Source organism: Micrococcaceae bacterium Sec5.7 (assembly GCA_039636785.1).
GTDB lineage: Bacteria > Actinomycetota > Actinomycetes > Actinomycetales > Micrococcaceae > Arthrobacter.
In genome coordinates this window covers 4091934-4108167 of the sequence record CP144169.1, presented here as the reverse complement: position 1 = coordinate 4108167, position 16234 = coordinate 4091934, and the positions used below count along the sequence as shown (strand labels likewise).

17 protein-coding genes are annotated in these 16234 nt (G+C 65.6%); 8 read left to right on the top strand and 9 right to left on the bottom strand.

Annotation, left to right across the window (positions count from 1 at the left end):
* Positions 1–109 precede the first annotated feature (109 nt).
* Entirely contained in the window at positions 110–1390 is a 1281-nt protein-coding gene (serS, locus tag V3C33_19620; GenBank protein ID XAS67594.1) for a serine--tRNA ligase, read from the bottom strand.
* Positions 1391–1479: 89 nt separating this feature from the next.
* Between serS and V3C33_19615 the strand changes: the two genes are divergently transcribed.
* Entirely contained in the window at positions 1480–2559 is a 1080-nt protein-coding gene (locus tag V3C33_19615; GenBank protein XAS67593.1) for a diacylglycerol kinase family protein, read from the top strand.
* A gap of 53 nt (positions 2560–2612) precedes the next feature.
* Here V3C33_19615 and V3C33_19610 read toward each other — a convergent pair whose 3' ends face one another.
* From V3C33_19610 to V3C33_19600, 3 genes are all read right to left on the bottom strand, one after another.
* Positions 2613–2831: a hypothetical protein gene (locus tag V3C33_19610; protein XAS67592.1), complete on the bottom strand. Its 219-nt coding sequence runs from the start codon at positions 2829–2831 to the stop codon at positions 2613–2615.
* Positions 2832–2926: 95 nt separating this feature from the next.
* A complete protein-coding gene (gene pheA / locus V3C33_19605) occupies positions 2927–3907 on the bottom strand; it encodes a prephenate dehydratase (protein ID XAS67591.1) in 981 nt (326 codons plus the stop codon).
* Between the two features lie 43 nt (positions 3908–3950).
* Entirely contained in the window at positions 3951–4277 is a 327-nt protein-coding gene (locus tag V3C33_19600; protein ID XAS67590.1) for a rhodanese-like domain-containing protein, read from the bottom strand.
* A gap of 114 nt (positions 4278–4391) precedes the next feature.
* Here V3C33_19600 and V3C33_19595 point away from each other — a divergent pair, with 114 nt between their 5' ends.
* Both V3C33_19595 and V3C33_19590 read left to right on the top strand, forming a co-directional pair.
* Positions 4392–5135, top strand: coding sequence for a peptidase E (locus V3C33_19595; GenBank protein XAS67589.1), 744 nt, complete (start codon positions 4392–4394; stop codon positions 5133–5135).
* Positions 5128–6612, top strand: coding sequence for an amidase (locus V3C33_19590; protein XAS67588.1), 1485 nt, complete (start codon positions 5128–5130; stop codon positions 6610–6612). Before V3C33_19595 ends, V3C33_19590 begins: the two co-directional genes overlap by 8 nt.
* On the opposite strand, the gene V3C33_19585 is transcribed toward V3C33_19590, so the two are convergent.
* Positions 6609–7076: a MarR family winged helix-turn-helix transcriptional regulator gene (locus V3C33_19585; protein ID XAS67587.1), complete on the bottom strand. Its 468-nt coding sequence runs from the start codon at positions 7074–7076 to the stop codon at positions 6609–6611. The genes V3C33_19590 and V3C33_19585 overlap by 4 nt on opposite strands.
* A gap of 131 nt (positions 7077–7207) precedes the next feature.
* Here V3C33_19585 and V3C33_19580 point away from each other — a divergent pair, with 131 nt between their 5' ends.
* The 3 genes from V3C33_19580 to V3C33_19570 are packed head-to-tail and all read left to right on the top strand — an operon-like array spanning position 7208 to position 9964.
* A complete protein-coding gene (locus V3C33_19580; protein XAS67586.1) occupies positions 7208–7600 on the top strand; it encodes a DUF6069 family protein in 393 nt (130 codons plus the stop codon).
* 32 nt (positions 7601–7632) lie between these two features.
* Positions 7633–9102: a peptide MFS transporter gene (locus V3C33_19575; GenBank protein ID XAS67585.1), complete on the top strand. Its 1470-nt coding sequence runs from the start codon at positions 7633–7635 to the stop codon at positions 9100–9102.
* Positions 9103–9106: 4 nt separating this feature from the next.
* Positions 9107–9964 (top strand): phosphotransferase, encoded by an 858-nt coding sequence (locus V3C33_19570; protein ID XAS67584.1) that lies wholly within the window; start codon positions 9107–9109, stop codon positions 9962–9964.
* A gap of 9 nt (positions 9965–9973) precedes the next feature.
* On the opposite strand, the gene V3C33_19565 is transcribed toward V3C33_19570, so the two are convergent.
* Positions 9974–10522 (bottom strand): DUF4190 domain-containing protein, encoded by a 549-nt coding sequence (locus V3C33_19565; GenBank protein ID XAS67583.1) that lies wholly within the window; start codon positions 10520–10522, stop codon positions 9974–9976.
* Between the two features lie 774 nt (positions 10523–11296).
* Here V3C33_19565 and pgm point away from each other — a divergent pair.
* Positions 11297–12967 carry a phosphoglucomutase (alpha-D-glucose-1,6-bisphosphate-dependent) gene (gene pgm, locus V3C33_19560; GenBank protein XAS67582.1) on the top strand — a complete coding sequence of 557 codons (1671 nt, stop codon included), beginning with the start codon at positions 11297–11299 and terminating at the stop codon, positions 12965–12967.
* On the opposite strand, the gene V3C33_19555 is transcribed toward pgm, so the two are convergent.
* Positions 12964–13440: a 2'-5' RNA ligase family protein gene (locus V3C33_19555; GenBank protein ID XAS67581.1), complete on the bottom strand. Its 477-nt coding sequence runs from the start codon at positions 13438–13440 to the stop codon at positions 12964–12966. The two genes, pgm and V3C33_19555, sit on opposite strands and share 4 nt — an antisense overlap.
* A 216-nt stretch (positions 13441–13656) precedes the next feature.
* Positions 13657–14262, bottom strand: coding sequence for a malonic semialdehyde reductase (locus V3C33_19550; GenBank protein ID XAS67580.1), 606 nt, complete (start codon positions 14260–14262; stop codon positions 13657–13659).
* A 220-nt stretch (positions 14263–14482) separates the two neighbouring features.
* Here V3C33_19550 and V3C33_19545 point away from each other — a divergent pair, with 220 nt between their 5' ends.
* Entirely contained in the window at positions 14483–15847 is a 1365-nt protein-coding gene (locus V3C33_19545) for a solute carrier family 23 protein (GenBank protein ID XAS67579.1), read from the top strand.
* A 202-nt stretch (positions 15848–16049) separates the two neighbouring features.
* Here the strand turns inward: V3C33_19545 and V3C33_19540 are convergent, their stop codons facing one another.
* Positions 16050–16229 (bottom strand): hypothetical protein, encoded by a 180-nt coding sequence (locus tag V3C33_19540; protein ID XAS67578.1) that lies wholly within the window; start codon positions 16227–16229, stop codon positions 16050–16052.
* Positions 16230–16234: the final 5 nt, after the last annotated feature.

Sequence of the window (16234 nt, the reverse complement as noted above, 5' to 3'; positions counted from 1 at the left end):
ACCGGCCTGTGGAGGAAGAGTCGCTAGGAAAGAACCTGGGCTTGTTCGCGGTCCCTGGCCTTGAAGGCACGGACTCGCGAACAAGCCTGGGAATAGCCGCGCTAGGAAGCTACAGGACCGGGAAGACCTCGAGGCCGCCGAGGTACTTCTGCAGGGCAGCAGGCACGTTGACCGAGCCGTCCGGGTTCTGGTGGTGCTCCAGGATAGCCACGATCCAGCGTGTGGTGGCCAGCGTGCCGTTGAGGGTGGCGACGGCGCGGGTCCCCTTGGGGGCGCCGTCCTCGTTCAGCACGCGCTCACGGATGTTCAGGCGGCGGGCCTGGAACGTGGTGCAGTTCGAGGTGGAGGTGAGCTCGCGGTAGGCGCCCTGGGTGGGAACCCAGGCTTCACAGTCGAACTTTCGGGCGGCGGACATCCCCAGGTCACCGGCGGCGGTATCGATCACGCGGTACGGGAGCTCGCACTTGGCCAGCATTTCCTCTTCCCACGCGAGCAGCCGCTGGTGTTCCGCAGCCGCTTCCTCAACCGTGGTGTAGACGAACATCTCCACTTTGTTGAACTGGTGCACACGGATGATCCCCCGGGTGTCCTTGCCGTGCGAGCCGGCCTCGCGGCGGTAACAGGAACTCTGGCCCGCGAAACGGATGGGTCCGGTTGAAAGGTCCAGGATCTCGTCCGCATGATACCCGGCCAGGGGTACCTCTGAGGTGCCCACAAGGTAAAGGTCGTCATCGGCGAGACGGTAGATCTCGGCGTCGTGCTTGACATCAAAACCGGTGCCCTGCATTGTTTCCGGACGCACCAGGGTGGGGGTGATCATGGGCACGAAGCCGGCGTCGATTGCCTGTTCCATTGCCATCTGCAGCAGCGCCATCTCCAGCCGGGCGCCAACTCCACGGAGGAAGTAGAAGCGTGAGCCGGACACCTTGGCGCCGCGCTCCATGTCGATCGCACCGATGAGCTCGCCGATTTCCAGGTGGTCCCGTGGCTCGAAATCCGTGAATTCGCGGGGCGTGCCGACGGTTTTCACCACGACGTAGTCGTCCTCGCCGCCTTCGGGGACGCCGGATTCAATGACGTTGGGGACGGCGCGGAGCAGCTCATCCTGCTGGACCTGGACAACATCGGCCTCAGCGGAGGCGGCTTTCACTGAGCCGGCGAGTTCGCGGACCTCGGCCAGGAGGGCCTGCTTTTCCTCGCCCTTGGCCTGCGCCACTTTCTTGCCGTAAACGTTCTGCTCGGCGCGGAGGTTCTCGAAGCGGATCAGGGCCGCGCGGCGGGCGGAGTCTGCGGAGATGATCGCGTCCACCACGGACTCATCGGCGCCGCGGGCGCGCTGGCTGGCACGGAACTTGTCCGGGTTTTCGCTGAGGTCTTTTACGTCGATCACCAGACAAGAGTATCGAATGTGCCGGTGCATCCGCGGCGGCCCTGCGCGCGGAACGGCCGTACGGTCCGGCGGGATAGTGTTGGAGCACCATGAGCGACTGGATTCCGTACCTGTTCATCACCGGGGCCCTGGCATTCGCCGTGTCCAGCTGGTGGGGCGTGCGCCGGCTCAAGGCGCGCCATATCCGCAGCGCTGTCCGGGAAGACACCCACGAATCAGGCCTGGGGAAACAGCGTGTGGCAGTAGTCCTCAACCCCGTCAAGGCAAAATCCGCCGAGGCCAAGGCCATCATCCAGCGGGCCTGCCATACTGCCGGTTGGGAAGCACCGAAGTTTTTCGAAACGACGGCGGAGGATCCCGGATTCTCGCAGGTCCAGGCTGCGCTTGAATACGGAGCCGACGTCGTCCTGGTGGGCGGCGGTGACGGTACCGTCCGCGTTGTGGCCGAGTCGCTGGCACACACGGATGTCGCGATGGGCCTGATCCCGCTGGGCACGGGCAACCTGCTGGCACGCAACGTGGATCTGGATGTCAATGATCTGTCAGGCAACGTCCGGACCGCGCTCTTCGGCCACCAGCGCTACATCGACACCGCCAGGATGGGGATTGAAAACTCCGTCACCGGCCACTCCTCGGAGCACGCATTCCTGGTGATCGCGGGGATCGGAATGGATGCCGAGGTGCTGGGTGATACGAATGACGGCCTCAAGAAGGCAGTGGGCTGGCTGGCCTACACGGAAGCCGGGGTCAGGCACCTGCCCGGCCGCCGCAAGAAAGTCTCCATCGCACTGGACGACGAGCCCGAACAGGCCAGAAAAATCCGCAGTGTACTGTTCGCCAACTGCGGCCTGATCCCCGGCGGCATTGACTTCATTCCACAGGCCATGATCGACGACGGCATGCTGGACGTGGTGGTGATGAGCCCCCGCAGCGCCATCGGCTGGCTGGCGATGTATACCAAAGTCCTCCTCAAGCACAACAGGGCTCTGCCCGTCATGACGTTCTACCGTTCCGGCAAGGTGGTCATCAAGTGCCCGGAGCCCATGCCCACCCAGTTGGACGGCGATACGTCCGGGGAAGCCACCAGCGTGAGCGTGCGGGTGGAGCCGAGGTCGTTGCTGGTCAGGGTCCGGGCAGACCGGGCAAAGGAAACCCCGGTCCGGCGCTAGGTGTATTGCAACTTGGACGTGTACTGCAACTTGGATGCCGCTAAGCGTGAGGCCTAGGCGCTGGCGTCCTTACGGCCGCCCTTGGCGGCGTACGCAGCAGCCTTCGCCGCGGCCCTGGCCTCCGACTGTTCACGGATCATTGCCTGTTCCTCTTCGAAGCGCAGGCGGTCGGCACGGTCGGCTTCGTCACCGTCCCAGTCCTGATTTTCTGCGGTGGGCTTGGGATTGACGATGATTCCCTGGCCGTCGTTCTCGCTGATGGTGCCTGACATGACCCGCTCCCTTCGGTAGGGGACTTCCACCAATGTGGATCAAGTAAGCATACGCACTGTTATTGGGGCAGGGAAGTACCCCGGGAGGCATTTGTCTACGCTGTGGGCGGAGCCCCGAATCCCTGTCCGGGCGCGACGGATTCCCCCTGGAGAATCTCTCCGACCCAAGCATGAGCCGCACGGAATGCCTGGTCAGAAGTGTGCGGCGCCACCACGGGGCTCTGCGCGTCAGCCCGGCCATAGGAGCCCAGGAAGCGGGTGGCGGGGCTGATGCGGTGGAGCCCCGCGAGTGCGTCACCCACCCGCGCATCCTCCACGTGGCCGTCGGCGTCGATGCTGAAGAAATAGTGCCCCAGATACTGGCCGGTGGGCCGGGATTCGATCCGGCTCAGGTTCACGCCGCGGGTTGCGAACTGGTCCAGAATTTCCATCAGGGCGCCTGGCCGGTCCTCGGGCAGCGGCACCACGACGGTGGTTTTGTCAGCGCCGGTCCGTTCCGGGAGGGTGCCGGGCCGGCTTACCAGCACAAAGCGCGTGACGGCCCCGGGATTGTCCCCGATGTTCTCAGCCAGGACCGCAAGGCCCGGCTGCTCCGCTGCGACGATGGGCGCACAGATGGCGGCGTCGTAGTGCGCTTCTTCTTCCAGCAGCCCCATGGCGGCCGCCGCCGTGGATGATCCCGGAACATATTCCGCACCGGGGATATTCACTTCGACCCACAGGCGGCACTGGGCCCACGCGTGCCCGTGCGTGGACACGCGGCGGATATCGGAAATCGCCACACCCGGCCGGGCCACCAGCACAAAGCTGATGGGCACCAGCGCTTCCCGGATGATCCGAAGCTCCTGCCCTGTGGCAATGGCGTCCAGAGTGGCGGTCACGCCGCCCTCCACGGAATTCTCGATTGGAACCATGGCCGCGTCCGCGGATCCGTTGCGCACCTTGTCCAAGGCGGCGTTGACGTTGGAGGACGGGATCCGCGTGGCCTCAGCCGCGCCTGGGACCTGCATCAGCGCCGCCTCGGTGAAGGTGCCTTCGGGGCCGAGGTAGGTATAGGTGACAGGTGACGCAGGCATTAAGTATTCCTTTTGAGATATGGAAACGGTGAAGAGGAGGGAGCTAAAGGACAACCGGCTTGAGGCCGTTGTCCGAGATGATGGGTTTGCCTGATTCGAGCCACTGGTCCATACCCCCGGCCACATTCAGGGCCGAGTAGCCCTGGCCCGAGAGCCACTGTGCGGCGCGGAATGAGCGCCCGCCGGTGCGGCAGATGACATAGAGGTCCTGGTCCGGATCGAGTTCGCCGATCCGGGCCGGGAGCTGGTCCAGCGGAATATGCAGTGCGCCATCGGCATGCCCGGCAACCCACTCGTAGTCCTCGCGCACGTCCAGGATCCCGGCGTCCGCGGGGACGTCGTTGACGGTCACGGTATCGAAATCGCTCATGGGAATCCTCTCCAGGGAATCAACGTCTGCAACCCAGCGTATCGCCAGCGCAACACCGCACCTCTGAAACCGCGCGCAGGTTACGCTTCTTGGAGACCGCAAAGGAGAAACGCCGTGCCTGCTGAACAGCCCACCATTCTTGCGACCTCCGGCGGCTACAAGGCCGGGAACCGCACCCGGCTGGAGTTTGACGCCCTGCTGCATCACGCCGTCGAACTCTCCGGTGTCAGTGGCCGGGCGCCGCGGGTGACGCATATTGGCACGGCGTCCGGCGATCAGCGCTGGTTTAACGCCGAACTGGACCAGGCCGCGAGGATTGCGGGCTTCGATTTCAGCCATCTGAACCTGTTCACCATGCCGAACCATGCGGATCCGGAAGAGCACCTGATGGAACAGGACGTGGTGTGGGTGAACGGCGGCTCGGTGGTGAATCTGCTGGCGGTATGGCGGGCTCACCGGCTGGATGAGATCCTGCACCGCGTCTGGGAGCGGGGCGTTGTGCTCGCGGGCGTTTCCGCCGGATCCATCTGCTGGTACCAGGGCGGCACCACGGATTCGTTCGGCCCGGAGCTGCGTGCCGTGACCAACGGCCTCGCCCTCCTCCCCTACGCCAACGGCGTGCACTATGACTCCGAGCAACGGCGCCGCCCGCTGGTCCATAGGCTCGTGGCGGACGGAACGCTGGGAGAGACCCACTGCACGGATGACGGCGTGGGGCTGGTTTACCACGGCACTGAACTGGTGGAGGCAGTTGCCGAGGTGAAGGGCAAGGGCGCGTACATTGTGACCCGGCTGACCGGCGAGAGTGTTGACGCCGTCGCCACCGAGGAGCGCCTGGAGCCGCGTTTCCTTGGCTGAGATCCACGGACTTTCCGCCGTTCAGCTCCGTGATGCCCTGCGCACGGGTGACGTCTCTGCCCGCGAAACAGCCGCGCATTTCCTCGCACGGATCGAAGCGCAGAACCCCGGCCTGGGCGCGTTTGTCACCGTCACCGCCAAGCAGGCAATGGCCGACGCCGGCGCGGCGGACGCGCTGTACGCCCGGGTTTCGAGAGGTTCTTCGGACGAAAGCCTCCCATTGCTTCACGGTGTGCCGCTCGCGTTCAAGGACCTGACCGATGTGGCCGGCGTGGTCACCACCCACGGCAGCGCCGCGCTGGACCACAAACCCGCACCGGTGGACGGCGCCCTGGCGGCAGCGCTCAAGGGTGCGGGCGTCATCTCACTGGGCAAGACCCAGGTTCCGGAATTCGGACTGACGGCCTACAGCGAAAACCTGATCGCGCCGCCGTCCCGCAATCCGCACGCGCTGAGCCGCAGCTCCGGGGGTTCGTCCGGCGGCAGCGCTGCCGCGGTGGCCGCCGGCCTGGTGCCGTTCGCTCCCGGGACCGACGGCGGTGGTTCGGTCAGGATTCCGGCTGCGGCCTGCGGTTTGGTGGGGCTCAAGCCCGGACGCGGGCTGGTGCCCGCCGGGGAGAGCTGGGGCGATCCCGCCAAGCTGGTGGTGGCCGGGCCACTGGCCCGTTCCGCCGAAGACGCAGCGCTGATGCTGGATGCGCTGGTGCCGGCAGACGGCACAGACGGACCCGGCTACCTCGACGCCGTTTCCCGCGGGCCGGGCCGCCTCCGGATCGGCATGAGCCTGGACAGCCCATGGTCCGCGATTTTCCCGTTCAACCCGGATGCGGAAGCGCTGGACGCACTGGCCACCGGTGTCCGCCTGCTGACGGATGCCGGCCACGACGCCGTCGAAACCACGGTCCGCTACGATAACCGCTACCCCGATGCGTTCACCACGGCCTGGACGGCCGGCGTCGGAACTGCCCGGATCGCGCCGCAGCGCGAGGCGCTGCTGACGCCGCTGACCCGCACGTTCCGGCGCCGTGCGCAGCAGCGCAGTGCAGCCAAGCTCAACGAGTCGCTGGCTTTCCTGCGGCAGTTCCAACGCGACACAGTTGCCCAGTACGCCGAATGGGACCTGATGCTTATGCCGTCGCTCGCACAGACGCCGCGGCCGGTGGGCTGGTTCACCGGCGCGGCGCACGGCGACGGGCACTGGCCGGCTGCCGAATGGGCAGGAGACGCCGACGGCGACTACCGCAAGCAGTGCGAGTACGCGCCGTGGTCCTCCATGGTGAACGTGTGCGGGCTGCCTGCCATCAGCATCCCGGTGCACTGGACCGGGAGTGCCGGGGCGGGGCTGACAGGAGGGCCGGGGCTGACAGACCGGCCGGGCGCCGGGCCGGGTTCCGGTCTGCCCATGGGCATCCAGCTGGTGGGGCCCATGGGCTCCGAGGCGCTGCTGCTGCAGGTCGCTGTGCAGCTGGGTTTCTAGACAGCAAGAATCGATGGGTCCTCCGGTGAACTCTTCCGGCGGCTCAGGCTGCCAGCGAGGTCGGTCAGGGCGTCTACCAGCTCCTCCACCGAGGTGGTGGTCATCCCGGCCACAGTTTCCTCCGCAAGCTCGCGCCAGATAGTGGTCAGCTGCGCCATGGCGGTGTGGCCTTGCTCCGAAAGCTCCACAACCATGGCCCGCCGGTCCGATGACGACGGCGTACGCCGAACCAGTCCGCGTGCCTCCATCTTCTGGACGGCCGACGTGATGGTGGGCGGCTCACAGCCGGATGCCGCCGCAAGCTGGGCCTGGCTCCGGGGGCCGTTCTCGAAGAGCTCGGCGATCAGGGCCTCCTGGCCAACCGAGAGGCCAATGGCCGCGAGCTTGCTGCCTGCCAGGGCGCGGTGCCGCATGCCGATCGTGCGGATGGACGCATTGATGGCAGCAGCCTGCAGGTCATTCACGGATACCCCTTGAAAATACTTAGTTAGACGACTAACCTTTAGTTACTTAGTCACCTAACTATAGTTCAAAGAGGAAGGAAAAGGCCATGTCAATTGGTCACGCACCAAACACAACGAAAGTACGACGCACAATGAACGCACGACGCCGGGGACTGTCCGTGGCGGCCGCCGCGGCCTTGGCCCTGATCGAATGGATTGTCGTGGTGAAGCTTGCGGGAATCCCGCTGACTATCGAGGAAATGTATGCGGGCGCATCCCGAGAGGTCGGGTGGGCCGCTGTCATCGTCACCGCTGTAGGGTCAGGCCTCGCCGCCTGGCTGCTGCTGGCGGTACTTGAGCGGTTCACAGCCAAGGGGCCGCGCATTTGGGTGGTGACCGCCGTCGCCGCTCTGTTGTTGTCCGTCTCCGGGCCGCTTTCCGCCGCATCAACCATCGGAGTCCAGGTGGCGCTGATCCTCATGCACGTCAGTGTGGCGGCGGTACTCATCGCGGGATTCACGGACAGACGGCAACCCACAATGTGACAATCCAGGGCCTCGGTGTCAGCATTAAGTAAATGAGCACAACTCATTTATCTGAATCCCCCGCGAAAACGCCGGGCGACACTTCATTTTTCGGCCACCCAAAGATGCTGGCCAGCCTCTTCTCCGTAGAAATGTGGGAGCGATTCTCCTTCTACGGCATGCAGGGCATTCTGCTCTACTACATGTACTACACAGCCTCGCAGGGCGGGCTGGAAATCGAACAGGGCCTCGCTGCCAGCCTGGTAGGCGCGTACGGCGGAGGCGTGTACCTCTCCACCATCCTGGGCGCGTGGCTCGCGGACCGGCTGTTCGGATCGGAGCGGGTGCTGTTCGGCTCGGCCGTCATGATCATGGCCGGACACATTGCCCTGGCGTTGCTGCCCGGAATCCCCGGGCTGGTCGCCGGCCTGGTGCTGGTGGGCGTCGGTTCCGGCGGGCTTAAAGCCAACGCGACTGCGCTGGTGGGCACCCTCTACGGTGAGAAGGACGACCGCCGCGACGCCGGTTTCTCCATCTTCTACATGGGCATCAACGTCGGCGGGCTGATCGGCCCGCTGGTCACCGGCTGGCTGCAGGAGAGCCGCGGGTTCCACTGGGGCTTCGGCGCAGCCGCCGTCGGCATGGCGATCGGTCTGGGCATCTACGCGCTGGGCCGCAACAAACTGCCGGAAGAAGCACACCGGGTCCCTAATCCCCTGCCGGCCTCGGGCCGCACCAGGTACGGGCTCATTTTCCTCGGCATCGCCGCCGTCATCGCCGTCCTGCTGTCCACGGGCGCCGTCAACGCCGAAAACCTGGCGCTGACCATGGCCTACGTGGCGATCGGTGCATCCATCCTCTACTTCGCCCTGATCTTCACCAGCAAAAAGGTGGACGGCCCCGAGCGCAAGCGGGTCACAGCATTCATCCCGCTCTACATCGCCTCGGCAGCGTTCTGGGCCCTGTTCCAGCAGCAGTTCACTTTCATCGCCGTGTATTCCGAGGAGAAACTGGACCGAAACGTGTTCGGCTGGGAAATGCCGGCCGCCTGGGTACAGTCCATCAACCCCGTGTTCATCATCATTTTCGCCGGTGTGATGGCGGCGCTGTGGACCAAGCTGGGCCACAAACAGCCCAGCTCGCCGCTGAAATTCTCGGTCGGCCTGTTTGTGATGGGGCTGGCATTCCTGGCGTTCATTCCGCTGGCCGGCGACGGCAAGACTCCGCTCGTGGCACTGGTGGGAATCCTGTTCCTGTTCACTCTTGCGGAACTTTTCCTCTCCCCGATCGGCCTCTCCGTGACCACCAAACTGGCGCCGCAGGCCTTCCACACCCAGATGGTGGCGCTGTTCTTCCTTTCGGTTTCGCTGGGCACCACGCTGGCGGGCATCCTCGCCGGCCTGTACAACCCGGACGACGAGCTGCCGTACTTCCTCGGCATCGGCGGGGTAGCCATCGTGCTGGCCGCGGGCATGGCGGCCGCCTCGCCGGCAATCAAGAAGCTCATGGGCGGCGTACGCTGACGCGATGAGCATTATGAACCGTGGGCCGGTTGAGCAGCGGCTGTACGTTCCCGCTCCAGGCGAGGCGTCCGACGTCGAACTTATGCCCGCGGGCGATGTCACCGACGGTGTGGTGCGGGTCGGCGCAACAATCCGCCGCCCGCACCAGCCGCAGAGTTTCGCCGTCGCCGACTATCTTGACTGGCTTGAGGACGCGGGCTTTGACGGTTCGCCGCGGTTCCTGGGCCGCGACGCCGAAGGCCGCGACGTTCTCACCTTTGTGCCGGGGCTCTGCGCTGGAGCCGTTCCTGAAAAGTGGGTGCAGTCGGAGGAGCTGCTGGCTTCCGTGGGGCAGCTGGTGCGGCTGCTGCACAACGCCTCACAGGGTTTTGTGCAGGCGCATCCGTTCCCGCCTCGGCCCATCCGGCAGGACACTGCAGCAGGAGACCCCGCCGAGCTGGTCTGCCATCTGGACGTGACCCCGCAGAACGTAGTGGTCCGTGACGGGCTGGCAGTCGGCCTGGTGGATTTCGATCTCGCCGGCCCCAGCACCCGGCTGAAGGATTCCTTCAACACCGCCACGCACTGGGCGCCACTGCGCGACCCTGCCGATGCGTGGCCCGGCTGGGAAGCCGTGGATTCGTTCCGGCGCCTGCGGATTTTCGCCGATGCCTATGGCTGGACGGAAGAAGAACGACGGCGGCTGCCGGAGTTCGGCGTCGAGGCCACCCGGCTTTCGTTTGAGCGTATGCAGCACAATGCCCGGGCGCTGGGTGGCGGCTGGGCACGGATGTGGGCTGAAGGAGTGGGCGGGCTCATCAGCCGCCGCCGCGAATGGCTCGAAGCCAACGCGAACCGGCTGGTTGAGGAGCTGACCGCCTAGCCTGGCGGGCTAGTAGTTGATGCCGCTTTGGCTGGCGAAAATTGCTCCCAGGATCAGGAACAACAGCCAGAAAGCCCCAAACAGCACCCCAAGATATCCCGTGATGAGGCCTGTAAGCGCAAACCCTCGCCCGGCAGGTTCCTTCTTCATGCCAATGTGCCCCAGAATCACAGCTGCGATCTGCGGAATGACAAAGAAACCACCCGTGACCACGCCGATGATGCCGCACACCATGGCTGCAATACTGAGACCCTTGGGCTCGGCCGGCATGCCGTAGTACGCCGGTTGACCGTACGGGTTTGCCTGCTGGCCGTACGGGATTCCAGGCTGCGCATAGGGATTGCCGTACTGCTCGCCGGGCTGGTTGTAAACCGGCGGGGGTGTGAGGCCTGGATCTCCGGGCTGATCAAACGGCGGCTGCTGAAACGGGGGCGGGGCCGGGGTGCCTGAACCCTGCGGCGGCACAAACGGCGGCGGCACAAACTGCGGCGGCTGGTAGCCGGCCGGCGTCTCGTCGCTCCCCGGCCCGTCCTGGCGCGGAGTCGGCTGATCTGTCATGAGAATCCCCCTCGAAAGTCCTTGCTCCAAACACTACAACGGGGCTATCCACCTGCCTACCGTCCCCCAGCAGGAAGTCATCTTCAGCAGAACTGTGGCCATAGCTCCGGGCATCGGCAACGACGCCTTCAATTCCTGTGACCCCAACACCCGAAGTTGTCACGCCAGAGAGCTCCTGATGCCTGGCATAGCCGTTCTGGCGCAGCACATCGGATTTCAACAGGACGGCTCCCGGCCAATTCCTGGCATCGACCACCACAACACCGCAATGCCCCACCAGCACACGGTCCGGATTTGCCAGCGGCCGGCCGGGCCAGTGCACATCGTGGAGTAGGAACCAGCCTGTTCAGGCGGTCCGCCACAATTCTTTCTCCTGCCGCGCCGGCGCTCCATGATTCGGCGGCACGCTGCGCGTTATCAAGGTGGCGTTTCAGCCGTGCAGCCCGTTCTGCCGCCAGCCGTGACTGCTCGGCGGCACCATCCCCTGCCTCCATCGAAAGCCCCCCTCGACTCTCCGCATCACTGCCGGCAGCGGAGGTCCCGCCGTCGTCAGTGTTTGAAATTAGCAGCCCCGCGTCGGCGGGTATATGGGTACTTTGCCGTGGAGTACTCAGGTCTTGTCCGGCGGCCGGACCGGAAGTGCGTCTGTCCGGTGAACGGCTGTGCGGTGAACGGCGGCTGAAATCTTTTATGCAACTGTGACATTCAGCGTCATAGGGCCCTGATTTCGGACAAGCCGCGCCCCGGCCCGCCGTCGTCTGGCATGCTGGTGCCATGGCTAGCCGCGCGGGCACTGTTGCCCAACCCCAGGACCTTGTTGATCTGACTGCGCTTCTGGATGCGTATTACGACGTCGCTCCGGATCTCGGTGATCCCGGCCAGCGCGTGGCGTTCGGAACATCCGGACACCGCGGATCCAGCCTCAAAGCCTCCTTCAACGAGCCGCACATCGTGGCCATCACGCAGGCGATCGTTGAGTACCGTGCCGGGCAGGGCATCACCGGGCCGCTGTTCCTGGCCAAGGACACCCATGCGCTCAGTGAGCCCGCGCAGAACTCCGCGCTGGAGGTCTTGGCGGCCAACGGTGTTCAGGTACTGATCGATGCCCGCCACGCATACACGCCCACCCCGGCGCTCAGCCACGCCATCCTGACGTACAACAACAACGCCGGGCCCGGCGCCCCGCAGGCTGACGGCATTGTAGTCACCCCCAGCCACAATCCCCCGGGCGACGGCGGCTTCAAGTACAACCCGCCGCACGGCGGCCCCGCCGACACCGATGCCACCGGCTGGATCGCCAACCGGGCTAACGAACTGCTGGAGAACGGCCTCCGCGGCGTGAAGCGCATCCCGCTGGCTGATGCACTGAACGCCGGGACCACCGGCAAGTTCGATTTCCTCAGCAGCTATGTGGACGATCTCCCGTCCGTGCTGAACCTGGACGCCATCCGTGACGCCGGCGTCCGCATCGGCGCCGACCCCATGGGCGGCGCGGCGGTTGACTACTGGGGCGAAATCGGCGAGCGCCACCACCTCAACCTCACCGTGGTCAACCCCACCGTGGACCCGCAGTGGGCGTTCATGACACTGGACTGGGACGAGAAGATCCGGATGGACTGCTCCTCGCCTTCGGCGATGGCCTCGCTGATTTCGCGGATGTCCGACGGCGGCGCTGGTCTTGCCGGTGGCGCCGCCTTCGACATCGCCACCGGCAACGACGCCGACGCCGACCGTCACGGCATCGTGACCCCCGACGGCGGGCTGATGAACCCGAACCATTACCTCGCCGTCGCGATTGACTACCTCTACCGCAACCGCAGCGGCTGGAACCCGAACTCGGTGGTGGGGAAGACGCTGGTTTCGTCCTCCATCATCGACCGCGTGGCGGAAGGCCTTGGCCGCAAGCTGGTGGAGGTTCCCGTGGGCTTCAAGTGGTTCGTGCCCGGGCTGCTTTCCGGTGAAGGCGCGTTCGGTGGCGAGGAATCCGCCGGAGCCTCCTTCAATAAGAAGGACGGCAGCGTCTGGACCACGGACAAGGACGGCATCCTGCTGGCACTCCTGGCTTCGGAGATCACCGCCGTCACCGGCCAGTCGCCGTCGCAGCTGTACAAGGGGCTGACGGACAAGTTCGGCGCCCCGGTGTATGCGCGGATCGACGCCGCCGCCACGCGGGATCAGAAGGCAGCGCTCGGCAAGCTGTCGCCGTCGGACGTCACTGCAACCGAATTGGCCGGCGAGGCGATCATCGCCAAGCTCACCGAGGCCCCCGGAAACGGAGCATCGATCGGCGGGCTGAAGGTGGTCACCGAGAACGCATGGTTTGCGGCGCGGCCTTCCGGCACCGAGGACGTCTACAAGATCTACGCCGAGTCCTTCAAGGGCGCCGAGCACCTCAAGCAGGTCCAGGCCGAAGCGAAGGCGCTGGTTGACGGGGTCATCGCCTAGAGTTCCCAGAGCTTGAGGATGCACCGGGTGGCGTGGCGGCCGTCGGGAGCCATGTCCACCAGCGCTATCCGGTCAAGCACGACGGCGTCGCCCGGGTTCACGCGCTTGCTCCCGTGGTGGGAAATATGGGGACGGTAGTTGTCGCCGGTGTAGTGCGGGCTGGCTATGTTGCCTGACAGGCCAACCACGGCCTCGACGAGCGATTCGTGCAGCAGCTGCAGGCCTGGACTGGGGTCAACGAGGCTGACCGGAACGGATCCCAGATGGCCGAAGCCGTCGTCCTCGCCGATGGTGAGCGCCGTCCCCAGCGCAGCCTCGGCGGGGCCATCAGCAAGAGCCACTACGCCGGCCGGGGCGTCCTCGCCGTTGATGTCGAACCGTACGATCGTGATATGCAGGGGCCAGTCGGTCCGGGGGAACTCCTGGCCCTCCGTGACGGGCTCAACAAACACCACCAGGATCAGGTTCCGCATAGCCCCAGTGTGCCACGGCAGGCCACCGCGTGCGCCCAGGGCGTTCTGCACATAGCACCGCCGGGCACCGCGCGGCGGACGGAATCGGGACTAAAATTGGAACTGGCGATGGATGCATGCCGTGCAGTTTTCTGCAGAAATGCGGTCCCGGTTGCCTTCGGCATGTCCCCCATATTGCCGGAGGCAATCGCATTGTGTGCCCGCGTTCCTGGACGCTCAGACCGTGCGGACAACGTCCTCGTAGGCAAACTTCGGCTTGGCTTCGCCCCACGCATCCGCACCTGGCCGGCCGATGTTGACCACCAGGAAGCTCTTCTGGCCTCCGGCCGGGAAGAACGCGGCGTCGATCGCGGCGAAATCGGCGCCGGTCATGGGGCCGGCGGCAAAGCCAAGGGAGCGGACGGCCAGGATGAAGTAGCCGGCCTGCAGGTGGGCGTTGTTGTTGCCCGTCGTGGCGGCGAGCTCCGGGGCGGCGTCGTACATGGCCTTCGGCGCGTTGTAGCCAGGCAGGAAGTTGTGCCACTGCTCCGTCCACGCGGTGTCGTAGCTGAGGACAGCAACCAGCGGCGCGGAAGCCGTCTTGGCCCGGTTTCCGGCGGACAGGGTGCCCACAAGCGTGGCCCGGGCTTCGTCCGAGCGGACGTACGTCACGCGGAGCGGCTGCGAGTTGAAGGCCGTGGGGCCGAACTTGGTGAGTTCGTAGATGGCGCGGGCCTGCTGCTCGGTCACCTCGCCGGTGAAGGCGTTGGCGGTGCGCGCTTCGGCAAAGATTGCATCCACGGCGGCTGAATCGATCACTGCTTCTTCATGGGCGACGGTCATTCGCATCCCTTTCGTTTGGCCCGCGCACCTGGTGGTGGCCGGCAGTTCTGCTTTCCATAGTTGCAACTTCAAGCGACGGTGTCCTCTTCCCGTGACGGGGCGTGACGTTCGGCACAGCGCGTTGCACCGCCCCCTCTGCTCCCGGCCCGCACGGGCAGCGCGGTATTGTTGCACCGGAAGATCCCGGCCCTCGCGGCTACCCCTTTGAAAGGCCCCGGCAATGAGCATGCTCGGTACCAAATGGAAGCTGCACGGCAACGGCAAATCGATCCGTCCCGGACAGGTGGTTGCTCCGGATGAGCGCCTTGCCTGGCCCCTGACCATCGGCGTGGGCATGCAGCACGTTGTGGCCATGTTCGGCGCCACGTTCCTGGTGCCCATCATTACGGGCATGCCACCGGCCACCACCCTGTTCTTCTCCGGCATCGGCACCATCCTCTTCCTGGTGATCACCCAGGGCAGGGTTCCCAGCTACCTCGGCTCCAGCTTCGCGTTCATCGCGCCCATCATGGCGTCCCAACAGCAGTTCGGCGTGGCCGGGGCGCTGGGCGGAGTGGTGCTTGCCGGCGTCGGGCTCGCGGCAGTCGGCGCCGTCGTGCAGAAGTTCGGCGCGGGATGGATCAACCGGCTGATGCCGCCAATCGTCACGGGCGCCATCGTGGCGCTGATCGGCCTGAACCTTGCGCCGGCCGCAAAAAACAACTTCGATGCCGCGCCCGTCACTGCGGTCATCACCCTGGCGACCATCATTCTGGTGAGCGTACTGTTCCGCGGCATCATCGGCCGCCTCAGCATCCTGGCAGGCGTGGTGGCGGGGTACCTCGTGGCCATGATCCGCGGCGAAGTGGACTACGCCAAGATGGACGCCGCCGCGTGGATCGGCCTGCCGCATTTCCAGACACCCGAGTTCCACCTCGGCGTCGTTGGCCTCTTTGTCCCCGTGGTGCTGGTGCTGGTGGCCGAGAACATCGGGCACGTGAAGTCCGTGTCCGCCATGACCGGCCAGAACCTCGACGGCGTCTCCGGCCGCGCGCTGATGGCCGACGGCGCCGCCACCGTGCTTGCTGGCTTCGGCGGTGGTTCCGGAACCACCACCTACGCGGAAAACATTGGCGTCATGGCCGCCACCAAAGTGTATTCGACGGCGGCCTACTGGGTGGCGGGCATCTTCGCCATTGTGCTGAGCTTCTCACCGAAATTCGGCGAACTGATCGCCACGGTTCCGGCCGGCGTGCTGGGTGGCGCGGCCACTTTGCTGTACGGCATGATCGGCATCCTGGGTGTGAAGATCTGGGTCCAGAACAAGGTCAACTTCTCCAACCCGGTGAACCTGACCACCGCCGCCGTCGCGCTCATTATTGGCATTGCCGACTACACCTGGACCGTCGGCGACCTCAAGTTCACCGGCATTGCCCTGGGCTCCGCCGCAGCCTTGGTGATCTACCACGGCATGAAGGCCATCGCAAAGGCGCGCGGCAGTGTGGCCGAACCGGAAACGGAACAGGCCGGGCTCCCGCCGGCGGTCAAGGCTGCGGTAAACGCCGCGGCAAACGCCGCGGCAAAGCGGGCACAGAAAAAGCGCTAGCGGTCCGTCGCCAAAATAGACCATGAGTGCCTGTTGGGCGTGCGGGTAGGTCAGATCGGGTAGAGCCGGTGCTGGCGCCGCGGGTAGGGGCGGCAGGGAGTCGGCTGCGACGACCGGCGTCTTCCTGCCCTGTTTGCCATGGAATCGGGGGCGAGGCACCTCGTCGCGGCAAAGGCACCGGGTGCCGTCTCAACGGTTCCGTTCAGCCGGCGTCGAAGGTTTCCTTGTTCTCATCCCGGTCGTTCGGGGCCTTCTCGGCTGGAGGATTCGTGCCGCTGCCGTCCGGGAGCCCTGCGGCGTCCTCGCCGGATTCCGAGGAGAACGGCGCGGAGCCCTGTCCATCCGCGTTGGAGGCGTCGATCTCGGCCTCTGCCGAGGGCAATTCCG

Excerpts from the sequence above, each read along its gene's own strand:
- V3C33_19615 (XAS67593.1), top strand. The coding sequence starts at position 1,480 with ATGAGCGACTGGATTCCGTACCTGTTCATCACCGGGGCCCTGGCATTC.
- V3C33_19610 (XAS67592.1), bottom strand. The coding sequence starts at position 2,831 with ATGTCAGGCACCATCAGCGAGAACGACGGCCAGGGAATCATCGTCAAT.
- pheA (XAS67591.1), bottom strand. The coding sequence starts at position 3,907 with ATGCCTGCGTCACCTGTCACCTATACCTACCTCGGCCCCGAAGGCACC.
- V3C33_19600 (XAS67590.1), bottom strand. The coding sequence starts at position 4,277 with ATGAGCGATTTCGATACCGTGACCGTCAACGACGTCCCCGCGGACGCC.
- V3C33_19580 (XAS67586.1), top strand. The coding sequence starts at position 7,208 with ATGAACGCACGACGCCGGGGACTGTCCGTGGCGGCCGCCGCGGCCTTG.
- V3C33_19575 (XAS67585.1), top strand. The coding sequence starts at position 7,633 with ATGAGCACAACTCATTTATCTGAATCCCCCGCGAAAACGCCGGGCGAC.
- V3C33_19570 (XAS67584.1), top strand. The coding sequence starts at position 9,107 with ATGAGCATTATGAACCGTGGGCCGGTTGAGCAGCGGCTGTACGTTCCC.
- V3C33_19565 (XAS67583.1), bottom strand. The coding sequence starts at position 10,522 with ATGACAGATCAGCCGACTCCGCGCCAGGACGGGCCGGGGAGCGACGAG.
- pgm (XAS67582.1), top strand. The coding sequence starts at position 11,297 with ATGGCTAGCCGCGCGGGCACTGTTGCCCAACCCCAGGACCTTGTTGAT.
- V3C33_19555 (XAS67581.1), bottom strand. The coding sequence starts at position 13,440 with ATGCGGAACCTGATCCTGGTGGTGTTTGTTGAGCCCGTCACGGAGGGC.
- V3C33_19550 (XAS67580.1), bottom strand. The coding sequence starts at position 14,262 with ATGACCGTCGCCCATGAAGAAGCAGTGATCGATTCAGCCGCCGTGGAT.
- V3C33_19545 (XAS67579.1), top strand. The coding sequence starts at position 14,483 with ATGAGCATGCTCGGTACCAAATGGAAGCTGCACGGCAACGGCAAATCG.